The 23,035-nt window shown below is 61.1% G+C and carries 21 protein-coding genes; 3 read left to right on the forward strand and 18 right to left on the reverse strand.

Features of this window, described 5'->3' with window-relative positions:
• Positions 1 to 3: 3 nt before the first annotated feature.
• The 7 genes from xerD to ffh form a co-directional block, all read right to left on the reverse strand.
• On the reverse strand, positions 4 to 906 hold the full coding sequence (gene xerD, locus K5607_RS10665) for a site-specific tyrosine recombinase XerD (protein ID WP_054772914.1): 903 nt from the start codon (positions 904 to 906) through the stop codon (positions 4 to 6).
• Positions 890 to 1,414, reverse strand: coding sequence for a methylated-DNA--[protein]-cysteine S-methyltransferase (locus K5607_RS10670; protein ID WP_221047000.1), 525 nt, complete (start codon positions 1,412 to 1,414; stop codon positions 890 to 892). Before K5607_RS10670 ends, xerD begins: the two co-directional genes overlap by 17 nt.
• Positions 1,415 to 1,531: 117 nt before the next feature.
• Positions 1,532 to 1,873 (reverse strand): 50S ribosomal protein L19, encoded by a 342-nt coding sequence (rplS, locus tag K5607_RS10675; RefSeq protein ID WP_221047001.1) that lies wholly within the window; start codon positions 1,871 to 1,873, stop codon positions 1,532 to 1,534.
• 14 nt (positions 1,874 to 1,887) lie between these two features.
• On the reverse strand, positions 1,888 to 2,637 hold the full coding sequence (trmD, locus tag K5607_RS10680; RefSeq protein WP_054773647.1) for a tRNA (guanosine(37)-N1)-methyltransferase TrmD: 750 nt from the start codon (positions 2,635 to 2,637) through the stop codon (positions 1,888 to 1,890).
• Positions 2,638 to 2,657: 20 nt separating this feature from the next.
• Complete coding sequence (gene rimM / locus K5607_RS10685; RefSeq protein WP_054773646.1) at positions 2,658 to 3,179, reverse strand: ribosome maturation factor RimM; 522 nt, start codon at positions 3,177 to 3,179, stop codon at positions 2,658 to 2,660.
• A 12-nt stretch (positions 3,180 to 3,191) separates the two neighbouring features.
• Positions 3,192 to 3,443, reverse strand: coding sequence for a 30S ribosomal protein S16 (rpsP, locus tag K5607_RS10690; RefSeq protein ID WP_054773645.1), 252 nt, complete (start codon positions 3,441 to 3,443; stop codon positions 3,192 to 3,194).
• Between the two features lie 100 nt (positions 3,444 to 3,543).
• The gene (gene ffh / locus K5607_RS10695; RefSeq protein WP_054773644.1) at positions 3,544 to 4,911 is read right to left on the reverse strand and encodes a signal recognition particle protein; all 1,368 of its coding nucleotides are present in this window, start codon (positions 4,909 to 4,911) and stop codon (positions 3,544 to 3,546) included.
• A gap of 106 nt (positions 4,912 to 5,017) precedes the next feature.
• On the opposite strand from ffh, the gene K5607_RS10700 reads away from it, so the two are divergent.
• From K5607_RS10700 to K5607_RS10710, 3 genes are all read left to right on the forward strand, one after another.
• Positions 5,018 to 5,830, forward strand: a complete 813-nt coding sequence (locus tag K5607_RS10700; RefSeq protein WP_156302454.1) for a cytochrome C assembly family protein — start codon at positions 5,018 to 5,020, stop codon at positions 5,828 to 5,830.
• Between the two features lie 190 nt (positions 5,831 to 6,020).
• A complete protein-coding gene (gltB, locus tag K5607_RS10705; RefSeq protein WP_221047002.1) occupies positions 6,021 to 10,652 on the forward strand; it encodes a glutamate synthase large subunit in 4,632 nt (1,543 codons plus the stop codon).
• A 59-nt stretch (positions 10,653 to 10,711) separates the two neighbouring features.
• Positions 10,712 to 12,151 carry a glutamate synthase subunit beta gene (locus K5607_RS10710; RefSeq protein ID WP_054773330.1) on the forward strand — a complete coding sequence of 480 codons (1,440 nt, stop codon included), beginning with the start codon at positions 10,712 to 10,714 and terminating at the stop codon, positions 12,149 to 12,151.
• A 66-nt stretch (positions 12,152 to 12,217) separates the two neighbouring features.
• Here the strand turns inward: K5607_RS10710 and flgL are convergent, their stop codons facing one another.
• From flgL to K5607_RS10760, 11 genes are all read right to left on the reverse strand, one after another.
• Complete coding sequence (flgL, locus tag K5607_RS10715; RefSeq protein WP_246598833.1) at positions 12,218 to 13,120, reverse strand: flagellar hook-associated protein FlgL; 903 nt, start codon at positions 13,118 to 13,120, stop codon at positions 12,218 to 12,220.
• A 58-nt stretch (positions 13,121 to 13,178) separates the two neighbouring features.
• Complete coding sequence (gene flgK, locus K5607_RS10720) at positions 13,179 to 14,864, reverse strand: flagellar hook-associated protein FlgK (protein ID WP_221047003.1); 1,686 nt, start codon at positions 14,862 to 14,864, stop codon at positions 13,179 to 13,181.
• A gap of 288 nt (positions 14,865 to 15,152) precedes the next feature.
• A complete protein-coding gene (locus tag K5607_RS10725; protein WP_054773334.1) occupies positions 15,153 to 15,521 on the reverse strand; it encodes a DUF2802 domain-containing protein in 369 nt (122 codons plus the stop codon).
• 65 nt (positions 15,522 to 15,586) lie between these two features.
• Complete coding sequence (locus tag K5607_RS18185) at positions 15,587 to 15,712, reverse strand: hypothetical protein (RefSeq protein ID WP_255210730.1); 126 nt, start codon at positions 15,710 to 15,712, stop codon at positions 15,587 to 15,589.
• Between the two features lie 106 nt (positions 15,713 to 15,818).
• The gene (locus tag K5607_RS10730) at positions 15,819 to 16,292 is read right to left on the reverse strand and encodes a chemotaxis protein CheW (protein ID WP_054773340.1); all 474 of its coding nucleotides are present in this window, start codon (positions 16,290 to 16,292) and stop codon (positions 15,819 to 15,821) included.
• 58 nt (positions 16,293 to 16,350) lie between these two features.
• Positions 16,351 to 17,001, reverse strand: coding sequence for a chemotaxis protein CheW (locus K5607_RS10735; protein ID WP_054773335.1), 651 nt, complete (start codon positions 16,999 to 17,001; stop codon positions 16,351 to 16,353).
• 57 nt (positions 17,002 to 17,058) lie between these two features.
• Positions 17,059 to 17,826: a ParA family protein gene (locus K5607_RS10740; RefSeq protein ID WP_054773336.1), complete on the reverse strand. Its 768-nt coding sequence runs from the start codon at positions 17,824 to 17,826 to the stop codon at positions 17,059 to 17,061.
• Between the two features lie 150 nt (positions 17,827 to 17,976).
• Complete coding sequence (gene motD / locus K5607_RS10745; protein WP_221047004.1) at positions 17,977 to 18,813, reverse strand: flagellar motor protein MotD; 837 nt, start codon at positions 18,811 to 18,813, stop codon at positions 17,977 to 17,979.
• 6 nt (positions 18,814 to 18,819) lie between these two features.
• On the reverse strand, positions 18,820 to 19,566 hold the full coding sequence (locus K5607_RS10750) for a flagellar motor protein (RefSeq protein ID WP_054773338.1): 747 nt from the start codon (positions 19,564 to 19,566) through the stop codon (positions 18,820 to 18,822).
• Between the two features lie 4 nt (positions 19,567 to 19,570).
• On the reverse strand, positions 19,571 to 20,659 hold the full coding sequence (locus K5607_RS10755; RefSeq protein WP_221047005.1) for a protein-glutamate methylesterase/protein-glutamine glutaminase: 1,089 nt from the start codon (positions 20,657 to 20,659) through the stop codon (positions 19,571 to 19,573).
• A gap of 25 nt (positions 20,660 to 20,684) precedes the next feature.
• Positions 20,685 to 23,021 (reverse strand): chemotaxis protein CheA, encoded by a 2,337-nt coding sequence (locus K5607_RS10760; RefSeq protein WP_221047006.1) that lies wholly within the window; start codon positions 23,019 to 23,021, stop codon positions 20,685 to 20,687.
• Positions 23,022 to 23,035 lie beyond the last annotated feature (14 nt).

Genomic DNA, 23,035 nt, shown 5'->3' on the forward strand with positions numbered 1-23,035 from the left:
GGCTCAGCCGCGCGGATGGAAGCGGCTGTGCAGGCTTTTCAAGCGTTCCTGAGCGATGTGGGTGTAAATCTGCGTGGTGGACAAATCGCTATGCCCCAGCAGCAATTGCACTACCCTCAGGTCGGCGCCGTGATTTAAAAGATGCGTCGCGAAAGCGTGGCGCAGGGTATGGGGAGACAAATGATTTCGAATACCGGCGCGGCTCGCATGGCCCTTTATGATATGCCAAAACGCCTGGCGGGTCATCGGCTCGCCGCGCGCCGTGAGGAAGACATAGGAGCTTTCCCGGCCGCGCAAAGTATCGAAGCGGGACTCCTTGATGTACTTCTCCAGCCAGGACAGCGCCTCTTCGCCGATGGGCACCAGACGTTCCTTATTGCCTTTGCCGCGCACCGATAACACGCCGGCGCGGAAATTGATCTGGGTCAGCTGGAGGTTAACCAACTCCGAAACGCGCAAGCCGGTGGCGTAGAGCAGCTCCAACATGGCGCGATCGCGCTGGCCGCGCTCCTCGTCCTCGCTGGGAGCCGCCAGCAACTTGTCCACGTCGTCCTCGCTCAGACTGGCCGGCAAGGCGCGCGCGGTCCAGGGTGCTTCCACGGTGACGGTAGGATCGTCCGCCACCACCCGTTCCCGCAACAAATAAGCGTAAAACTTGCGCAAGCTGGACAACAAGCGCGCAGAGGAGCGGCTGCTGACCCGACGGGTGTAGCGGTGTTGCAGGTATTTTTTGATATGCTCGTCGGTAGCCGCCGTGAGCGGAGTCTCGCCCAACCAATTGGCAAACAAGCGCAGATCGCTGCCGTAAGCCGCCAACGTATTGTCGGAGAGGCCGTATTCCAGCCAAAGATTGTCCTGGAAACGACGGATCAGCGCCTGGGCTTTCGGATCAAGCGCCTCGGCCATACCCTACCCCCGCCCCCCCTTGCTCATAGGCCAGCAGGAACCGCTTGACGTCCAACCAATGGCCGTCGCTGGCGCCGCAGTAACCGCCCAAGCCATGGGCGGCCACCACCCGATGGCAAGGCACCAGCAACGGATAAGGGTTAGCCCTGCACGCGGCAGCGACGGCCCTGGCGCCGCTGCCCAGCTCCCGCGCCAACTGGCCATAACCAAGCACTTGGCCCGGCGGAATCGCCGCCAGCCGCTCCCACACGCGCCGCTGGTACGCAGTGCCCGCGGGATGCAGCGGCACGGCCGCCAGTTCGGGCGCGGCCGGCGATTGGAAATATCGCTGCAATGCCGCGCAAGCCTGGCGCAGAAACGGGCTTGGCGGCTCCCCCGCCCGCGCCTCGTCGTCCCAATCGATGGAAACCAAAACATCGCCCCGCGCGCTCAAGCGCAGCGCGCCGACCGGCGTATCCAGCCAGGCGCAAGCCAACGGCCCCGTCGCTTCACGCCAGATCAATGCCATGCCGAACCGACTAGCCCGTGCTGGACGCAAAAAAGCCAATGAACCGCGTTGCCGCAGCCCATTGGCTTTTTGCAGATACTGCGTCGGTCACGACGCTCGGCGCAGCCCGCGCCGAGATTACAGCTTTTCGCGGATGCGAGCGGACTTGCCTGTGCGATCACGCAGGTAGTACAGCTTGGCGCGACGCACATCGCCACGGCGCTTCAACTGGATTTCCTGCACCACCGGGCTGTGGGTCTGGAACACGCGTTCCACGCCTTCGCCGTGGGACATCTTGCGCACCGTGAAAGCGGAATTCAAACCGCGATTGCGCTTGGCGATGACGACGCCTTCGAACGCCTGCAAACGCTCGCGGTTGCCTTCGATTACTTTCACCTGGACAACCACCGTATCGCCGGGAGCGAAATCCGGTACGTCCTTCTTCATCATTTCCGATTCAAGCTGCTGGATGATGTTCATGTCTCAAGCCTCAGTTACGTTTCCGTCAATACCATTTCGTGTTTGTACTCTTCCAGCAACCGCAGTTGCTCGCCGTCAAGCTCACGCTTGTCGAGTAAATCGGGCCGGCGCTGCCACGTCCGCCCCAGTGCTTGCTTAAGGCGCCAGCGGTTGATCGCCGCATGGTTGCCGCTTTGCAAAACTTCCGGCACGTGCCGGCCTTCGATGTCTTCCGGCCGCGTATAGTGCGGGCAGTCCAACAAGCCATCCATGTAGGAATCCTGTTGCGCCGATTCGGCGTCGCCCAACACCCCCGGCAACAGCCGGGTTACCGCGTCGATCACTACCAGGGCCGCCAATTCGCCGCCGCTGAGCACGTAATCGCCGATAGACCATTCTTCGTCGATTTCCGTTTCGACCAAGCGTTCGTCCACGCCCTCGTAGCGCCCGGCCACCAAGATCAAGCCGGGGCACTCGGCAAACGCCAGCGCAGCCGCCTGATCGAACCGCCGCCCCTGAGGGCTAAGGTATACCACTTTCGCGCCCGGCGGAGCTTCCGCCCTGGCCGAACGGATCGCGTCGCGCAAGGGCTGCACTTTCATCACCATGCCGGGACCGCCGCCGTAAGGCCGGTCGTCCACCGTGCGATGCCGGTCGGAGGTGAAATCGCGCGGATTCCATACCGCCAACCGTACCGAACCGGTTTCTATGGCCCGACCGGTCACGCCGCAGCGCGCGGTCTGCTCAATCATTTCGGGGAACAGCGTCACCACATCGAAGCGCATGGCTAAGCACCGACCACCGTTTAAAATTCTGCGTCCCAGTCCACCAGCATACGGCCGGCGGCCAAATCCACTTCCAGCACATACATTCCCAGGACGTAAGGAATGAAACGCTCGCGCTCGCCGTCGTCGGCCACCAGCACGTCGTTGGCGCCGGTTTCGAACAATCGCACGACGGTGCCGAAATCGACGCCTTCCTGGTTCGCTACCCGCAGGCCGATCAAGTCGGTCCAGTAATACTCGCCTTTCGGCAAGGGCGGCAAGCTGCGACGGGATGCCGATACGGTCGCGCCGGCCAAGGCCATGGCGTCTTCCCGTACATCCAGCCCTTCCAGTTGAGCAACGACGAAACCGCCTTGCACCCGCCCGGAAAGCACCTTGTAGTCGCGCTGAACGCCTTGCCGCTCGATGCGCCACGGCGTGTAACGAAGGATATTATCCTTGGGCTCCGTATGAGAGCGCACTTTCACCCAACCGCGAACCCCGTAGGCGCCGGCCAGATTGCCGAGCACCACCCAGCGATCCGCTCCAGCCGGCCGCGCCACGATCGGCAGCGATTAGGCTGCGGCTTTCGCCGCTTCTTTCATCAACGAAGCAACGCGCTCGCTGGCCTGAGCGCCCTGGGAAATCCAGTAGCTGATGCGCTCGTCGTTCAACTGCAAGCGCAGTTCCTTGCCGCGGGCGACCGGATTGAAGAAGCCCAAACGTTCGATGTAGCGGCCGTCGCGGTTATTGCGGCTGTCGGTGACAACCACGTGATAGAAAGGACGCTTTTTTGCGCCACCGCGAGACAGACGAATCGTTACCATGCTGCTATTCCCCGTACGTTACACGTAATGACAAAACTTAATCGAAGCATTATATACGCCAAGCAACCGCCCTGTGAAGGCATTTTTGCCGACTCGCGCCTCAGCGGCGCATTCCCGGCAATCCGCCGCGCATGGCGCCTTTCACGCCGCGCATTAAATTGGCGATATTGCCCTTGTTCATTTTCTTCATAAACTTCTGCATCTGAGTGAACTGCTTCAACAAGCGGTTCACGTCCTGCACTTCCAAGCCGCAGCCGCGGGCGATGCGGCGCTTGCGCGACGCGTCGATCACCGCCGGGTAGCGGCGCTCCTTCGGCGTCATGGAATTGACGATGGCGATCTGGCGGATGATGTCCCGCTCGTTGACCTTGTCGCGCACGTCCTGGGAGAGGTTCGCCATGCCGGGCAGCTTGTCCATCAATGCGCCGACGCCCCCCATGTTCTGCAGCTGGTACATCTGGTCGCGGAAATCGTCCAGATCGAATTCCTTGCCTTTTTTGACCTTATTGAAAAGCTTGTCGGCTTTCTCACGATCCAGCTTGCGCTCCGCATCCTCGATCAAGCTGAGCACGTCGCCCATGCCGAGAATACGCTGAGCGATACGCTCCGGATGGAACAACTCGAACGCGGCGGCTTTTTCACCCACGCCGATGAACTTGATGGGCTTGCCGGTGATATGGCGAATGGACAAGGCCGCGCCGCCGCGAGCGTCGCCGTCCGCCTTGGTCAACACCACGCCGGTCAGCGGCAAGGCGTCGTGGAAAGCCTTGGCGGTGTTGGCGGCGTCCTGACCGGTCATGCTATCCACCACGAACAGGGTTTCGATGGGCTTGACAGCGGCATGGACCTGCTTGATTTCGTCCATCATCGCCTCATCCACGTGCAAGCGGCCGGCGGTATCGACGATCAGCACGTCCAATACCCGCTTCTTGGCCGTATCCACGGCGCCGCGCACGATGTCCACCGGCTTCTGCGAGATGTCGCTGGCGATGTAATCCACACCGACCTCGCCGGCCAGGGTCTGCAACTGCTGGATAGCGGCGGGGCGGTAGACGTCGGCGCTGACCACGCCCACGCTTTTCTTCAGGTTGGTTTTAATCCAGTGAGCCAGCTTTGCCACGGTGGTGGTCTTACCGGCGCCCTGCAAACCGGCCATGAGAATGACGGCGGGCGGCTGGGTGGCGAGATCCAAGCCCTCGTTCGCCTTCCCCATCACTTTCAACAACTCGTCGTACACGATCTTGATGAATTGCTGGCCCGGATTGAGGTTGTCCTTCACCTCGCTGCCCAACGCCCGCTCTTTCACCTGGTCGATGAACTCGCGCACCACCGGCAGGGCCACGTCGGCCTCCAGCAAAGACATGCGGATTTCGCGCAAGCTCTCCTGGATGTTTTCCTCGGTCAGCCGGCCTTGGCCGCGAATGTTCTTGAGTGTGGAGCTTAAACGCTGTGTCAGATTGTCAAACATGTGGAACCTTACTGTTCTTATGGCAATGTGGCCCCCGTTGAACGCGGGCTTCACTTCATCTTGTAACGACATTATGCCAGACTAGCGGCTGGAGGGCAGAGTGATCTTGACGCTAGCAAACATCGCCGGACTTAGCGCAATCGCGCTCTACGGCACTTGCACCATTTCCCTGATCCGCGCCGGACGCGAGCCGGACGCGACGAAACACCCGCAGGGAACCGCCATGCGCCTGCCCTGGGCCGCCGCCGCGCTGCACGCGGCCTCCTTGTGGCCGGTCCTGTTCGACGCCGACGGCGTGGATTTCGGCTTTCTCAACATGGCCGCCCTGGTCGCGCTTTTCATCATCGCCCTCGTACTGCTGGTGTCCGCCCGCCACCCCGCCGACAAGCTGGGCATATTCCTCTTCCCCCTGGCGGCGCTATTGCTGGGATTGCGCCTGGGAATACCGCAACCACCCCACCTGCTGCACAACACCAGCGTGCCCATGCAGTTCCACGTGCTGGCATCCATACTGGCCTACAGCATCCTCAACTTGGCGGCGGTGCAAGCGCTCTTAGTCGCGCTGCAAGATTGGCACTTGCGGAAAAAGCAGCCCCTTCCCCTGCTGGGAGCCCTTCCCTCCCTGCAAACCATGGAAACCTTCCTGTTCCGCCTCATTTCCGCCGGCTTCCTCCTGCTGAGCTTGTCGCTTGTCACCGGCCTGGCATACGTGGAAGACCTGTTTGCCCAGCACCTGGCGCATAAAACCGTACTGTCGATCCTGGCCTGGCTGGTATTCGCGCTACTGCTATGGGGCCGCGCCGCCCGCGGCTGGCGCGGACGCACCGCCATGCGTTGGACGCTGGGCGGGTTCGCCGTCCTCATGCTGGCCTATTTCGGCAGCAAAATCGTGCTGGAACTGATACTGCACCGAGCCTAGCCAGGCCCGGCCACGCTCCGCGCACTCGAACCCAGCCACCGCCGAGCTTGAATCCGACCACGCCGCCCGCCTATAATTGACCGGTTTTATCGACGCCACGCGGACCCTTTGTCCGCCACGCCCGGCCGATTTGAATTGAAAGTCGCTGGAGGGAACACCCGATGTCCCTCGCGCAGTCCCAGAGGTAGCCATGAACCACAGCACATTGCCCGCTAAGCAGGGTCTGTACGACCCACGCAACGAACACGACGCCTGCGGCGTCGGCTTCATCGCGCACATCAAGGGCCAAAAAAGCCATGCCATCGTGCTGCAAGGCTTGGAAATCCTCAAAAACCTGACCCATCGCGGCGCCGTGGGCGCAGACCCCCTGGCGGGCGATGGCGCCGGCATGCTGTTGCAGCTGTCGGACCCGTTTTTCCGGAGCCGCGCCGGCGAGCTGAACATTGCCCTGCCGGCAGCGGGCGAATACGCCGTCGGCATGGTCTTCCTGCCGCGCAACGCCGCCAGCCGCGCCGTTTGCGAAAAGACGCTGGAAGACTTCATAGCCGCCGAAGGCCAGCAAGTGCTAGGCTGGCGGGACGTGCCGGTGGACAACTCCGGCCTGGGCGAATCCGTTAAAGCGGTAGAGCCCTTCATCCGCCAGGTATTCGTCGGGCGCGGCGCCGGTTGCGCCGACCAAAACGCCTTCGAGCGCAAGCTGTTCGTTATCCGCAAACAAGCGGAAAACGCCATACGCGAGCGCAAACTGGAGGACGGCGGCCAGTTCTACCTGACCTCGCTGTCGTCGCGCACCATCACCTATAAGGGCATGCTGCTGGCCGACCAGGTCGGCGTGTTTTACCGCGACCTGCTGGACGAATCCATGGTCAGCGCTCTGGCGCTGGTGCACCAACGCTTCTCCACCAACACTTTCCCCACCTGGGATTTGGCCCATCCGTTCCGCATGATCGCCCACAACGGCGAGATCAACACCGTGCGCGGCAACGTCAACTGGATGGCGGCGCGCCGGGCATCCATGGCATCGGAAGTCCTCGGCGACGATCTGAAAAAATTGTGGCCGTTGATCGCCGAACAACAGTCCGACTCCGCCTGCTTCGACAACGCCCTGGAACTGTTGGTGGCCGGCGGCTACTCCATGGCCCACGCCATGATGGTGCTGATCCCGGAAGCCTGGGCCGGCAACCCGTTGATGGACGAAAAGCGCCGCGCCTTCTACGAATACCACGCCGCCTTGATGGAGCCGTGGGACGGCCCGGCGGCGGTGGCCTTCACCGACGGGCGCCAGATCGGCGCCACCCTGGATCGCAACGGCCTGCGCCCGGCCCGCTACCTGGTCACCGACGACGACTACGTCATGATGGCCTCGGAAATGGGCGTGCTCACTTTCCCCGAACATAAGATCGTCAAGAAGTGGCGCTTGCAGCCGGGCAAAATGCTGCTCATCGACCTGGAGCAAGGCCGCATCATCGACGACGCCGAAATCAAGGCGGAGTTGGCCAACCGCGCCCCCTACCAGGACTGGTTGGACAAAACCCAAATCCTGATCAAGGATCTGCCCCCGGCCGTCGCCCCCATGGCGCCGGACGCCCAGACCTTGCTCGACCGCCAACAAGCGTTCGGCTACACCCAGGAAGACATTAAAGTCATCCTCAAGCCCATGGGCGCCACCGGCCAGGAGCCCATCGGCTCCATGGGCATCGACGCGGCCCCTGCGGTGTTGTCCAACCGTTCGCGACTGCTGTTCGACTATTTCAAGCAGGAGTTCGCCCAGGTCACCAATCCGGCCATCGACCCGATCCGCGAAGAGTTGGTCATGTCCCTGGTGTCCCTGGTTGGCCCGCGCCCCAACCTGCTCGGCCTAACCGGCGGCGACGGCCACATGCGGCTGGAAGTGCAGCACCCGGCGTTGAGCAACCAGGACATCGAAAAGATCCGCCATATCGAAGATCGCACCGACGGCCATTTCCGCACCAAGACCCTCAGCACCTGCTACACGGCGGACCAGGGCGCGGCCGGCATGGAAAAGGCGGTCGAGCGTCTGTGCGCCGAGGCGGAAGCCGCGGTGCGCGCCGATTACAACATCCTCATCCTGTCCGACCGCGCCATGGACGTGGACCACATCGCCATCCCGGCGTTGCTGGCCACCGCCGCCGTGCATCGTCACTTGATCCAGGCGGGTTTGCGCACCAACGCCGGTCTGGTGGTGGAAACCGGCGAAGCGCGCGAAGTGCACCATTTCTGCCTGCTGGCGGGTTTCGGCGCCGAAGCGGTCAATCCGTATCTGGCGCTGGACTCCCTCTCCGCCCTGCGCGACAAGCTGCCCGGCGCGCCCAGCGATGAAGCCGTGCACAAGGCCTACATCAAGGCGGTGGACAAAGGCCTGCTCAAGGTGATGTCCAAGATGGGCATTTCCACCTACCAGTCCTATTGCGGCGCGCAGATTTTCAACGCCATCGGCTTGTCGCAAGCGTTCCTCGACCGCTATTTCACCGGCATCTCCAGCACCATCGGCGGCGCTGACATCCAGGAAATCGCCGAAGAAACCGTGCGCCGCCACCGCTTGGCCTACAGCGACGCCCCTCTGTACCGCAACGCCCTGGACGTGGGCGGCGAATACGCTTACCGCGTGCGCGGCGAAAACCACAGTTGGACGCCGGAAACCATCGCCAAGCTGCAACACGCCACCCGCACCAACGACGCCAAGACCTACGCCGAGTACGCGCGCCTGGTCAATGAGCAGAACGAAAACCTGGTGACGCTGCGCGGCCTGATGGAGTTCAAATTCGCCGACCAGGCCGTGCCGTTGGACGAAGTGGAACCGGCCAAGGAGATCGTCAAGCGTTTCGCCACCGGCGCCATGTCGTTCGGCTCCATTTCCTATGAGGCCCACACCACGCTGGCCATCGCCATGAATCGCATCGGCGGCAAGTCCAACACCGGCGAAGGCGGCGAGCTGCCGGAGCGGTTCAAGCCCCTGGCCAACGGCGATTCCCTGCGCTCCGCCATCAAGCAGGTGGCTTCGGGCCGCTTCGGCGTCACGGCCGAATACCTGGTCAACGCGGACGACATCCAGATCAAGATTTCGCAGGGCGCCAAGCCCGGCGAAGGCGGCCAGCTGCCCGGCCACAAAGTGGATTCGGTCATCGCCAAGGTGCGCCATTCCACGCCGGGCGTGGGCCTGATTTCGCCGCCGCCGCACCACGACATCTATTCCATCGAGGATTTGGCCCAGCTGATCCACGACTTGAAGAACGTCAACCCCAAGGCTCGCATCAGCGTCAAGCTGGTGTCGGAAGTGGGCGTGGGGACGGTGGCGGCCGGCGTCGCCAAAGCCCATTCCGACCACGTGACCATTTCCGGTTACGACGGCGGCACCGGCGCCAGCCCCATCACCTCCATCAAGCATGCCGGCCTGCCCTGGGAAATCGGCCTGGCCGAAACCCACCAGACCCTGGTGCTGAACAAGCTGCGCGGCCGCATTTGCGTGCAGGCCGACGGCGGCCTGCGCACCGGCCGCGACGTGGCCATCGCCGCCCTGCTGGGCGCCGACGAGTTCGGCTTCGCCACCGCGCCGCTGATCGTCGAAGGGTGCATCATGATGCGCAAATGCCATCTGAACACCTGCCCGGTGGGCGTGGCGACGCAGGACCCGGAACTGCGTAAACGTTTCACCGGCCAGCCGGAACACGTGATCAATTACTTCTTCTTTGTCGCGGAAGAATTACGCCAAATCATGTCCAAGCTGGGCTTCCGCACCGTAGCGGAAATGATCGGCCAAACCGACAAGCTGGACATGCGCCGCGCCGTGGACCACTGGAAGGCGGAAAAACTCGACTATTCGCGCATCCTCTACAAGCCGCAAGCGGAACCGGGCGTGGCCATCCGTCAGATGGAAGTCCAAGACCACGGTCTCGACAAGGCGTTGGATCACACCCTCATCGCCCAAGCCAAGCCGGCCCTGGAAAACGGAACGCCGGTGCGCATCGAGACGGAAATCCGCAACTTCAACCGAACCTTCGGCGCCATGCTGTCCGGCGAGGTAGCCAAGCGTTACGGCAATAAGGGCTTGCCGGAAGACAGTATCTACATCAAAGCCACCGGCACCGCCGGCCAAAGCTTCGGCGCCTTCCTGGCGGCCGGCGTCACGGTGGAATTGTCCGGCGAAGGCAACGACTACGTGGGCAAAGGCTTGGCCGGCGGCCGCATCGTCATCTATCCGCCGCAGGAAACGCCCATCGTCGCCGAGGACAACATCATCGTCGGCAACACCGTGCTGTACGGTGCCACGCTGGGCGAGTGCTACTTCCGCGGCGTGGCGGGCGAACGCTTCGCCGTGCGCAACTCCGGCGCCGTCGCCGTCGTCGAAGGCGTCGGCGACCACGGCTGCGAATACATGACCGGCGGCGTGGTCGTCGTGCTGGGCCAAACCGGCCGCAACTTCGCGGCGGGCATGTCCGGCGGCATCGCTTATGTACTGGACGAGGACGGCAGCTTCGAAAAACGCTGCAACCTGGCCATGGTGGAACTGGAACCGGTACCGGCGGAAGACGCCGCGCTGGAAGCCATGGAACATCTGGGCGGATCGATGGAAACCCACGGCTTGGTCGATGTCATGCACAACATGACGCGCGATGACGAACGCCGTTTGCGCACGCTGATCGAGCGCCACCGCCATTACACCGGCAGCAACCGAGCCAAGGACATCTTGGACAATTGGAAGAACTATCTACCGCGCTTCGTCAAAGTGATGCCGGTGGATTACCGCAAGGCCTTGGAGTCCATGCAGCAAAGCCAGGCTTCGGCCGCAGGGCTGCAGAACTAGGCGAACGAACCCGCCCTAACCACCAACTCCACGGCAAAACTGTTTCGAGGTAGCACAGCATGGGTAAACCGACCGGCTTCAAGGAATACGCGCGTCAAGACCGTGTTTACGGCGACGTGCAGGAACGCATCCGCCACTATCGTGAATTCGTCATTTCCTTGAGCGAATCCGAGGTGCGCACCCAGGGCGCACGCTGCATGGACTGCGGCATCCCCTATTGCCACAATGGCTGCCCCATCAACAACATCATTCCCGAGTGGAACGATGCGGTGTACCAAGGCGAATGGCGCGATGCACTGGAAATCCTGCATAGCACCAACAACTTCCCCGAGTTCACCGGCCGCATCTGCCCCGCGCCATGCGAGGCGTCCTGCACGCTGAACCTGGACGACTCTCCGGTCACCATCAAAACCATCGAATGCGCCATCGTCGATCGGGGCTGGGACGAAGGCTGGATCAAGCCGCAAATCGCTCCGCACCGCAGCGGCAAGAAAGTCGCGGTGGTGGGTTCCGGCCCGGCGGGCCTCGCCTGCGCCCAGCAATTGGCGCGCGCCGGCCATGATGTGACCGTCTACGAAAAGGCCGACCGCGTCGGCGGCCTGATGCGCTACGGCATCCCCAACTTCAAGCTGGACAAGAGCCTCATCGACCGCCGCATGGCTCAGATGGAAGCCGAGGGTGTGCAATTCCGCGTCAATGCATGCGTCGGCAAGGACGTGTCCGCCAAGCAATTGGTAGCCGACTACGACGCCGTGGTGCTGGCCGGCGGCTCCGAAAAGCCGCGCGACCTGCCCGTGCCCGGCCGCGAACTGGCCGGCGTCCATTTCGCCATGGAATTCCTCACCCAGCAAACCAAAGCGGTCCTCGGCGATGCCATTCCCGAAAGCGAGCGGATCGACGCCAAGGGCAAGCACGTGGTGGTCATCGGCGGCGGCGACACGGGTTCCGACTGCATCGGAACCTCGGTGCGCCAAGGCGCTCTCTCCGTCACCCAGCTGGAATTGCTGCCGAAACCGCCGGAGAAGGAAAACAAGCTGACGACTTGGCCCAACTGGCCCAATAAGCTGCGCACGTCCAGCTCCCATCAAGAAGGCTGCGAGCGCGATTGGTCGGTGGAAACCCTCGCTTGCGTCGGCGAAAACGGCAAGGTGAAGGAAATCCAATGCCGCCGCCTGGAGTGGAAAAACGTCGACGGCCGTTGGGAGAAGCACGACGTGCCCGGCAGCGACTTCACCCTGAAGGCTGACTTGGTATTCCTCGCCATGGGCTTCGAGCATCCGGTACAGGAAGGCCTGCTGGCGGAACTGGCGGTGGCCGTGGACGGCCGCAAAAACGTTGCCGCCAACACCGATAATTACCGCACTTCGGTGGACAAGGTATTCGCCGCCGGCGATATGCGCCGGGGCCAATCCCTGGTGGTATGGGCCATCCGTGAAGGCCGCCAGGCCGCCCGCGCCGTGGACGAGTTCCTGATGGGCCGTTCCGACCTGCCCCGCTGAAACCAACCCTAAAAAAAAAAACGGCGTGGCCTCAAAGCCACGCCGTTTTTTTGTGCCCTGCGTAACTCAGCGCAGGTAGTTGAATAACGACAGTCCTTGCACTTTGATGTACGACTGCTGCGCAGCCTGCAGGCTTTGCGTTTGCAAGTTAAGTTTGCTGATCGCTTCCGTGTAATCGAGGTCCTGTACTTGCGACAACGTCTGCTGCATCTGCAGCACATAGGCTTTATTAATCCCGCTTTGATCGTCTACCGCATTCAACCGATCGCCCACGTTACTGCGCACCGTGCGCAAACGCTGGGTCGCCAGCTCCAAATCGGCGATATCGGACGACTGCGGCGTATTACTCAGCATGTTGTTGGCGAACTTCTGAATCGTGGTAAAAATATCCTGCGTCGGGCCTGCCGATGTGGGCGCGCTGCCGAAAACGTAATAGCCGGAATCGCCGTCGGCGACACTACGGCTCGGCCCGATTTCGATGGTTCTCTGCTCGTTGGCCGGCGCCGGCGGTACGGCATTGCCCTGCCAGGGAAAGTTGTAAACCGCAGGAGGGCCGGCAGCCGCCAAGGTTTTGTTGAAAGGCAGCGTCTGCGACTTCAAGCCGGAAAACAGGTAATCGCCGTTCGGACCGACCGTATTGGCCAAACCGACCATGCTATCCAGCAGCTGCAACGCTTCCTCGCCCAGAACCGTGCGATCGGGTGCGCTTAGGGTGCCGTTTTGACCCTGTATCGCCAACTCTTTCAAACGGTCCATAATATCAACGGAGCCGCCCAATACCGACTCCTCCGCCGATAGGCGAGAAACGACCGATTTAGCATTCGCCTCGTATTGCTTGGTAACGGACAGGGACGTGCTGATGTCCAGCGCATTGGAGGTCGCCGCGACATTGTCCGAAGGCGATAAATATTTTTTGCCGGTGGACAATTGCATTTGGGTTTCGCTCAACTTCGACTGCTGCATCAGCATCGCGTTGACGCCCAGTTGTTGCGCCCAAGTAGTTGAAATACGCATGACCGCCTCCTAATTACCGCACCGCGCCGATCAGATCGGAGAACATCTCTCTCGCGATGCTCACGACCTGGGCCGATGCCGAATATGCCTGTTGAAACTGGACCAATTTCGCAGCTTCTTCGTCCAGATTGACGCCGGAAATCTTGCTCTGTTCTTCCAAGGAATGATCCAAAAGCCGCTGTTGCGCTTCGCCGTTAACCTTGGCCGTTTGGGTATGCGAACCCAGGCTGCTGACGGCGATACCAAACGCATCTTGGTATGTGGCCTGGTTGGCAACCAGATTTTTGAGCTTCTGCAAGCCCACCAGGGCCTTAGCATTGCTGTTATCGCCGACCCCGGCGAACGGCTGGCCCAAGGTGGGGTCGCCGCCCGCTGCCGCGATCATGGAAGGATCGGTGATCGCCGTATTGACGCTGAATTGCCCCGCCACGCCCCGAGTCGGACGAATGACGAAACTGTCGCCCAACGTCAACGCGCCCGAGGTCACGTTGACTATCAAGCCTAATGCCGGCGTCGTAGCGGTCAAGTCGATCGGATTGGCCGCCGGCCCGGTCAGCACTACGGAGCCGGTTCCCATATCGGTCAACTGAAAATTGCCGCCGGCGACGATGTCCAACCGGTAATCGCTAACGCCCAACTGCGAAGGATTGGCTATCGAAGCGGAAACCGTCGAAGCATTGGTCGGCAAGCCGCTCACCACAGGCGCCGGAGGAGCGCTGAAAAAGTTCACGCCTTGTACGCCGTTCAGATCGTATCCCATGACGTGTTGGGCGTTGAAATCTTCGGTCAAGCCAACCACGATCCGTCCGATGGCGTTTTGCGTCGGATCCAATATTTGATTCCGAAAACCCAAGACACCGCCCATGCCGCCGCCGGTGATGTTGCTGGTAATCGTCGTAGACACGCCATTGGGCGTGATCAAGTTGATGTCCAAATCCTTGGACTCGCCATAAGCATTGGTTTGCGCCTTTAACTGGCTATAACTGGTGCCGTCCACCAGAGACTGGCCGTTACCGATAATAACGGCCACTTGGCCGTTCTTTTGCGGCAACACATTCACGCCGACGATCTTCGACAACTCCAGGATTTGCTGGTCCCGCTGGTCGAGCAAATCGCTAGGCGCCTGCCCGCCGCCTGCCAACGCCGCAGAAATAGCCTGGTTCAGCTTGGCGATGGACTGGGAAGCCGAATTAACCTGGGTAACCATATTGCCCAGGTTGCCGTTCACCTCGGCGCGCATCTCGTCGAGACGGTTGGTGACCGCCTGGAAGCGCACCGTCATGCTGTCGGCTTGGCCGAGCATGGTTTGCCGTGCCGCAATGGAAGTCGGATCCGTCGAAACGTCCTGAATGGAGTTGAAAAACTCCTGCATGACGTTGCCCAGGTTGACCGAATCGTCGGCGATGAAGGAGTCGACCTGCTTCGCCAGCGTCGCGTAAGCCTCGGACTGTTGCTGGGTAGCGGTGTTGTCCCGCACCTGCTTAATCAGAAAATCGTCGTAGCTGCGGGCGATGCCGGTGACATTGACGCCATTGCCCACGTAGCCGGTACCGGTGAAAGTCGGTATGGATTGCTTCAGATCTACGATCTGCCGACTATAGCCTTCGGTGCCGCTATTGGAAATATTATGGCTAATGGTCTGAAGCGACCGTTGAAAGCTAATCAGCCCCGAGGTTGCAATATTGAGAACGCTGCTCATGATGCCTACTCCAATAATCGGAAGCCAGTTCCATCCCTAAGGCTTGAATAACTTATCGGCCCATTGGCCGAATTCTTAAGGGAGGAAAGTCGCTTCACCGTTGCCTTTGCGTATCAGAAGGCAATTACGGTGCCAAAAGAGAAAAGCCCGTCGGAACGGGCTGTCGGGCTGATTTTCAGGAGATTGCGGCGATGAATTGCCGCAGGGCAACAACGGCAGCGGCAATCGGCTGCCGCTCAGGGGGAAATCGCTCGTCCCATGGAGCGCGGACCAATCGAAGGGGCCAAATCAGCCCGGACCATCGGTGGAAGCGCCGCCGTGCAGACGCAGCAACAAAGCCGCCTCCTCGCGGGAAACCCCGCACTCGGATACCAGTTGCGCCTCGTCGGCGCCGCGCTTGATCAAACTGATTGCCGAGTGGTAAGGCTGGTTAAGCTTTTCTTGGGTCCGCTGGCTCTCCATCCAGTCGAACAACTCGCCCAGGCGCTTTTCATCGTGCCCCAGGCGCTGGTCAACGCTCAAAGCCGCCGAGCACAAACCCGCGATGTCGTCCGACTGCCCCGACAGGCGCCGCGTCAAGGTGTCCACTTCGCCACGGAGCAGCGTCACCCGCCGGAAGCAAATAACCAACGCCGACGCCAAGACCAGCAACGCCACGCCACGGCCAACAGCGCCAAAGCCACCGCAGCGAACAACATCCAATCCAAAAGCCCTACTCCCGATTACGCGTAAGTGTCGATGTGCTCCGCCGGAGGAGCCTCCCCACCGCTATTATCCGATTGGCTGGAATCGTCTCCCTCGGTGCTGCCGTCGTCCGGCGGTTTGCGCCGGTTGGATCGCTTGCGCACAAAGCGGTTAGGCTCCTTGCCGAGCGGCCGAACCGGCAATGCCGGCGTAGATACAGGAACATCGGCCATTCCGCCCTCCCGCGAAACCGCTGTAGTCGCTAATAGGTTAGAACAGCGCCATGCCGGCTTTTTCTTCGTCGCTGAACAATTTGTTCAAGTCGAGCAGAATCAGCAGGTGGTTGCCCCGGCTACTGACGCCTTGTATGTAACGGGAGCTTTCGTCGTTGCCGACGTTCGGCGCCGTTTCGATATCGCTGCTGCGCAATTCGACCACCTCCGCAACGCTATCCACCAGGATGCCTATCACCTGGTCCTCCGCCTCGATAATCACGATGCGGGAGGCGTCGTCCGGCTCCTTGGACGACAGCCCGAAGCGATTGCGCAAATCGATCACCGTCACGACGTTGCCGCGCAAATTGATGATGCCGATGACATAGCCCGGCGCTCCCGGCACCGGGGCAATCTCGGTCAGGCGCAAAACCTCCTGCACCTGCATTACGTTGATGCCGTACATCTCATCGCCGAGGCGGAACGTCACCCACTGTATAGGCCCGGTCTGTTTCTCGTTGTTTTCGCTCATGTAGCTCTCCTCGACATTGTTACCCTTCACCACGCGTCGCACGGGTGGCGATTTGCATTCATCGCCGTATAGGCGTCAGCTCGGCCAAATCCACTAGCACACTCAGTCGCTCCGAAACCGTCCCCATCAACCAAGCCCGATGATCGCCGTGCCGATTCGCCCGCCAACGAACGTCTTCCGGTCGCAACTTGACCATTTCGAGTACTTCGTCGCAAGCGAATCCGTAACGTCCCTGCCGGGAAATGATGATCTTACGATAAGGCTCGGCCATGAAATCCCGCCGCATGGATTTTTCTTGACCCAGCAGTAACTCGGCCGTGTGCATGACCCCCAGCGTTTCGCCTTGGTTCTCCACGAGTCCGAGCAACCAGGAAGGCTGGTTAGGCAATGCCGTCACGGACATCGCCGTGAAATCGAAATCCACAATGCGCTTGAGACCCAGCACCGGGGTGGCCAGCGTGAGTCCGCCGATGCGAAAAAACAAGGCATGAAACTCGCCCTCGGCATCTGGCTGCGCCAGCGCTTCGCTTTCAACCGACTCGATAGGCGCAATTTGAGCGACGGCCTCCGTCACAGGCTCAGTGACGGCCGTCAGCGTTTCCACCTCGAGAACCGGAACATCGACGTCCAGTTCCACGTCAGCCTCGGGCACCGTAGCGAGCAACGCCTCCAAATAGGCATCCAGCGCCAACTCCGGCTGCACCAGCATGACCGCAGCGCCTCTCGCCGCCATCACGGGTAACCTCGCCGCCTTTCCGACACCGCGCTACTCATGCAGCAAGAACTCCAGAAACTCAGAATACGCCAACACGGCCTTGGAATGGGCGGCGAACATAACGGGCGGAACGCCTGCCCGGCTGGCATCGCGCAGACGGGTATCGACCGGAATCACCGAACGCCACAAGTTATTTCCGCAACGCTCCTGCAACATCTGTAGGCTTTCCTGCGATTCCTTGGTGCGACGGTCGAACATCGTGGGCAACACCAAATAATCGATCGGCTTGCGGCGCGACCTTCCGATCATGTCGACGGTGCGAAGCATGCGTTCCAACCCCTTGAACGCCAAATATTCCGCCAATACCGGCATGATTAAGCGATCGCAGGCGGCGAGCGCGTTGACCATTAAGACGCCCAGCATAGGCGGGCTGTCGATCAAAATGAAATCGAAGTCATCCGACACCGCGCCCAGGGACGCCGCTATCACCAACCCCATTCCGTCCATGGCGCCCGCTTGGCGATCCAGCGTGGCGAGCACGGGCGAAGCCGGCAGCAATTGCAAACCGTCGAACGCCGTTTCCACCACGTAACGCCGCGGATCGACCGCTTTTTTCGCGCCGGCATCTTGAAACAAGTTGTAGGCGCTGATCTTGATTTCGTCCGGATTTAGGCGGAAATAACTGGTTAGGGAGCCATGCGGATCCAAATCGATCAATAGCGTACGGAAACCCCAGGCTGCCAGGATGCCGCCCAACGTCACAACGGTGGTCGTCTTGCCGACGCCGCCTTTTTGATTGGAGACGGTCCAGATTTTCATGGCGTACGTCCTGTACGCCACCCGACGGGCAGCCTGCGGCGGGGAAACTCAGCGGCTTCGCGACGGTTTGCCATGGCGTTACTCCCTGCGTACACCACGCAACAGGCACAGGTATGCATACGCTTCTAAGCCTTAACCAGAGCGAAGCCGTCAGTGCGTACCGCGAACGGCATCTTGGAACTGCTGGAGGGCGTCTTGCGGGGCTTGTTTATGCCGTGTCTGCCCGACCGGCAAAACGATCAACACCACCCGGCGATTGAGGTTGCGTCCTTCGTCGGTTTTGTTGCTGGCGACCGGCTGATATTCGCTGTACCCGATGGCGGCCATGCGGCGCGGATCTACGCCGTTCCGCATGAATTCGTGCACCACGCTGGCGGCGCGGGCCGCCGACAACTCCCAGTTGGACGGGAACTGCACCGTGCTGATGGGAACGTCGTCGGTATGCCCTTCCACGTGGATCTCATTGGGCGAATTGCGCAACGTGTCTGATATCTGGCGCAGCACCGGCAAAGCGCCTTGGCCCAAATCAGCGCTGCCGCTACCAAACAGCAAGCTGCTTTTCATGTCCACCTCGATCCATTCCGACTCCCTGGTCACCGACACCACTTGATCGCGGATGTAAGGCGCCAAGGTTTCCGCGATCTGTTGCAGCAAAAGATCCAGTTGCGCCTGCTGTTGGTCCGGCGTATTGGCGGAATCGGGGTCCAACGGCTGATTACTGTCGCTCTGCTCCTTCATCATTTCGATGACGCTGCCGCCGCGCTTAATTTCCCCCACCTGAATCGCATCCAGCGACCGCTTGGGATGTCCGTCGGCGAATGCGGTGGACATCGACTCGGCTAATACCTTGTATTTGCCGATGTTGACCACGGAGATCGCGTACATAACCACGAAAAAAGCGAAAAGCAGCGTGATGAAATCGGCGTAAGACACCAGCCAGCGCTCATGATTGATGTGCTCCTCATGCATTTTTTTGCGCTTGGCCATGGCGACTTAGGACTCCTGCAGGAAGCCTTCCAGCTTCAATTCGATATTTCTGGGATTTTCCCCTTCGGCAATAGCGATCAATCCTTCGATGATTAATTCGCGCCGCTGAACCTGGGCGTGAACGTGCGCCTTCAACTTAGCCGCGATAGGCAGAAAGAACAGGTTCGCCAAGCCGACACCGTAAACCGTGGCGACGAACGCCGTGGCGATGCCCGCGCCCAATTTGCTGGGGTCGGACAAATTTTGCATCACGTGGATCAACCCCATGACGGCGCCGATAATCCCGATGGTGGGCGAATACCCGCCCATGGCTTCGAAAATCTTCGACGCGTGGATATCGAACTGCTCCGCCGCCTGCAAATCCACTTCCAGCGCCTCGCGCACCGAACCGCCCTCGTTTCCGTCCGCCAGCATCTGCAAGCCTTTGCGGCAAAAAGGATCCGGCTCCTTCTCGATCAGCGCCTCCAGTCCCAGCAAGCCGTCCTTGCGCGCTTGGCTGCTCCAGGTAATGATCTTTTGGATTTGCGCGCGCAAATCCAAGGGAGGCGGCACGAACAGCCATTTCAGCATTTTCATGCCTCGCACGAAGGTCACCCACGGCGTCTGCAACAACATGGCGCCCAGCGTGCCGCCGAGCACAATGACAATGGCGGGCCCATTGGCCAAAGACGAGACGTGGCCGCCTTCCCACCAGTTGCCGCCAAGAATTGCGCCGAGACCCAGCAGGATCCCTACGATGCTTAAATAATCCATAGCATCACAACGACTTTAGTTCGTTCGCCATCTCGTTCAAATCAAACACCCCATCGGCCAAATTGGCATCGACGATCGCCTTAGGCATGCCATAGACGATGCAGCTCTCCTCGTTTTGCGCCCATACGCTGGCGCCAGCCGCCTTGAGCTTCTCGGCCCCCAGCTTGCCGTCCGAACCCATACCGGTCAGCACCACCGCCAACACCTTGCCGGACAAGTTCTTGGCGATGGAACCGAAGGTAACGTCGGCACAGGGACGATAGTTTTCACCGGCCCGGCTTTCCCGCACCACCAGAGTCTTGCGGGCGCCTTCCGAGAGCTCCATCTGGAAACCGCCCGGCGCCAAATAGGCCACGCCGGCTCTCAACTCGTCGCCGTGTTCCGCTTCTTTTACGCGTATCTTGCAGATTTGGTTCAGCCTTTCGGCAAAACTCTTGGTGAAGCTGCCGGGCATGTGTTGCACCAGCAAAATAGGGAGCGGGAAAGTAGCGGGTATCTCCAGCAGGATTTTCTGCAAAGCCACCGGACCGCCGGTGGAGGACGCGATGGCGACCAAACGCAAGTCGCGCGCACCGACGCGCCGAAAGCGCGGAGCGGGAACCGCGCCGTTGGGTGCCGGCGTCGGCGCTGGCGGCGGCGTACGGAAGGAAGGCGTCGCCGCCGATAGCACCCGCCGCTGCTGGCGGAAACGCGCCGATTGGCCGCCCAGTCCCAAAACCCGCACACGCAGCAACCGCTTGGCCACTTCCACGTCGCCGTTGATTTCGTTGAGCTGTTTCGGCAGAAAATCCATGGCGCCGGCCTCCAGCGCATCCAAGGTCGCCTTGGCTCCGGCCTGAGTGCTCACCGAGAACATCAAAATCGGCGTAGGGCAATCGCGCATGATTTGCTTGGTCGCGCTGATGCCGTCCATCACCGGCATTTCCACGTCCATGGTGATCACGTCGGGACGCAATTCCTGGGTCTTGCGCACGGCCTCCGCGCCATTGGCCGCGTAACCGGCTATCTCGATATCTTGTTCCTGATCGAGTATCTCGGCGATTCTCTTGCGGATAAAGCTGGAATCGTCCACCACCAACACGCGTATCGTCATTGACTACAGTCTCCGAAGCCCAGCGTCACGCAACATAATGATTGATCAAGCCGGGCACATCGAGAATCAAAGCAATCATGCCGTCACCGGTGATGGTCGCTCCGGCCAAACCGGGCACGCCTTGCAACTTGGCGCCCAACGCCTTGATCACCACTTCCTCCTGGCCGATGAGGTGGTCGACGACAAACCCCACGTGCCGGCCTCCGGCGTTGACCACCACCACATGGCCCCGCCCGCCTTTTTCCTCGCGGCTGACGCTGTATTGCTGCACCAGCCATTCGCCCAAGTAAAACAGGGGCAACGCCCGTTCGCGCACAATCACCACCAGCTGTCCGTCCACGACGTTGGTTTTTGTTAAGTCCAAATCCAGGATTTCGACCACGCTGGCCAACGGCAAGGCGAATGCTTGCCTGGACAGCTTGACCATCAGGGTCGGCATGATCGCCAGCGTGAGCGGCAACTTGATGATGATGCGGCTGCCTACGCCCGGCGCCGACTCCACCTCCACCGTGCCGTTCATCTGGACGATGCGGGTTTTCACCACGTCCATGCCGACACCGCGGCCGGAAATATCGGAAATTTCCGTTTTGGTGGAAAAGCCGGGCATGAAGATCAAATTGAAGCATTCGCGGTTGTCCATGCGCGCGGCGGCCTCCTCGTCCATCAGGCCTTTTTCCACCGCTTTGCGCCGCAACACGTCGGCGCTCATGCCCTTGCCGTCATCCTCGATGGTGAGCTGAATATGATTGCCTTCCTGGGACGCGGTCAGAATCACCGTGCCTTCGCGCCGCTTGCCGGCCTCTTCCCGCTCCTCCGGCATCTCGATGCCGTGATCTACGGCGTTGCGCACCAAATGCACCAAAGGATCGGCCAGCGCCTCCACCAAGTTTTTGTCCAGGTCGGTTTCCTCGCCGCGCAGCTCCAGATTGACTTCCTTTTTCAAGCTGCGCGCCAAATCCCGCACCACGCGGGGGAAGCGGCCGAACACTTTCTTGATCGGCTGCATGCGGGTTTTCATCACCGACAACTGGAGGTCGGCCGTGACCACGTCCAGGTTTTCCACCGCCTTGGACGTCTGCTCGTCGTTCAGGGTCGCCTGTAGGGTCTGCAGGCGGTTACGCACCAGCACCAGCTCCCCGACCAAATTCATGATTTCGTCCAAACGCTGGGTGTCCACGCGCACGGTGGTCTCGGCCACGGCGTGTTGCTTGGAGCCACCCCGGGCGCCGTCGTCGTCCGGCTCCGCGGCCTTGGGCGATGCCGCGGGCACGGGCTTCGGCGCTGGCTTGGGCGCAGCCGGGGGCGGCGGCGCCGGACTGGCAGCCGGTTTCGCCGCCGGCGGCTCGACGGCGGCGCCATTCGACGGGGGCAGGCCGCTGAATTTGCCCCTGCCGTGCAACTCATCCAGCAGCGCTTCGAATTCGTCCTCGTTGATCTCGTCGCCGCCGGTTTTCTTCGTGTCAGCGTCGGCGGACTGAGGAGGCGGAGGGGGCGGCGAAGCGACGGCCGGCGCCACGCTCGCTGGATCGAACTTACCCTTGCCGTGCAGGTCGTCAAGCAGCCGTTCGAACTCGTCTTCGCTGATTTCATCGCTAGCGGAGGCGGAAGAAACCGGGGCGGCGGAGGCTGTCTCGGTCGCTTTCGCGTCGCGGGGAACTTGGGCGATGGGCTCGGCGTTTCCGCCGAGCGCCGGGGGCTTGCCATGGAGTTGGTCCAGCAGCGCCTCGAACTCCTCTTCGGTAATCTCGCCGCTGGCCGGCTGCGCCGTTCCTGCGCTTGTGGCGGCTGGAGCGGCGCCATGCAGGCTGTCCAACAAGGCCTCGAATTCGTCGTCGGTGATAAGGTCGCTGCCTCCGCCCGCTGCAGGCGGCGGTGCGCTGGGCGGCTCGGGCTCCAGCATCGCCGCGACCTCCAGTTCCAGCGGGCCGGCTTCCGCCACGGCCTCCGCCTCGACCACGGCTTCGTCTTCGCTTTCCGGAGCGGCGAAAGCGTGCAAGCGATGCAACAGCTCTTGATCGGCGGGAACGGGATCCTCGCCGGAACGGATATCGTTGAACATGACGTTGACCACGTCCAACACCTGCAACACGACATCCATTAGGGCCGGCGTGACGCGCCGGTCGCCTTGGCGCAGCACATTGAACACGTCTTCCGCGCTATGGCAGACCTCGACTAACGGCGTGACGGCAAGAAAACCGGCCCCCCCCTTAACCGTGTGAAAACCGCGAAAAATCGCATTGAGCAAATCGTAATCACCGGGCGACTGTTCCAGCTCGACCAACTGTTCGCCCAGTTTCTCAAGTATCTCTCCTGCCTCCACAAGAAAATCTTGGAGAATTTCGTCGTCAAGGTCGATGGCCATAGCCCTGCTCTTTG

Source organism: Methylogaea oryzae, assembly GCF_019669985.1.
In the GTDB taxonomy this organism is placed as follows: Bacteria; Pseudomonadota; Gammaproteobacteria; order Methylococcales; family Methylococcaceae; genus Methylogaea; species Methylogaea oryzae.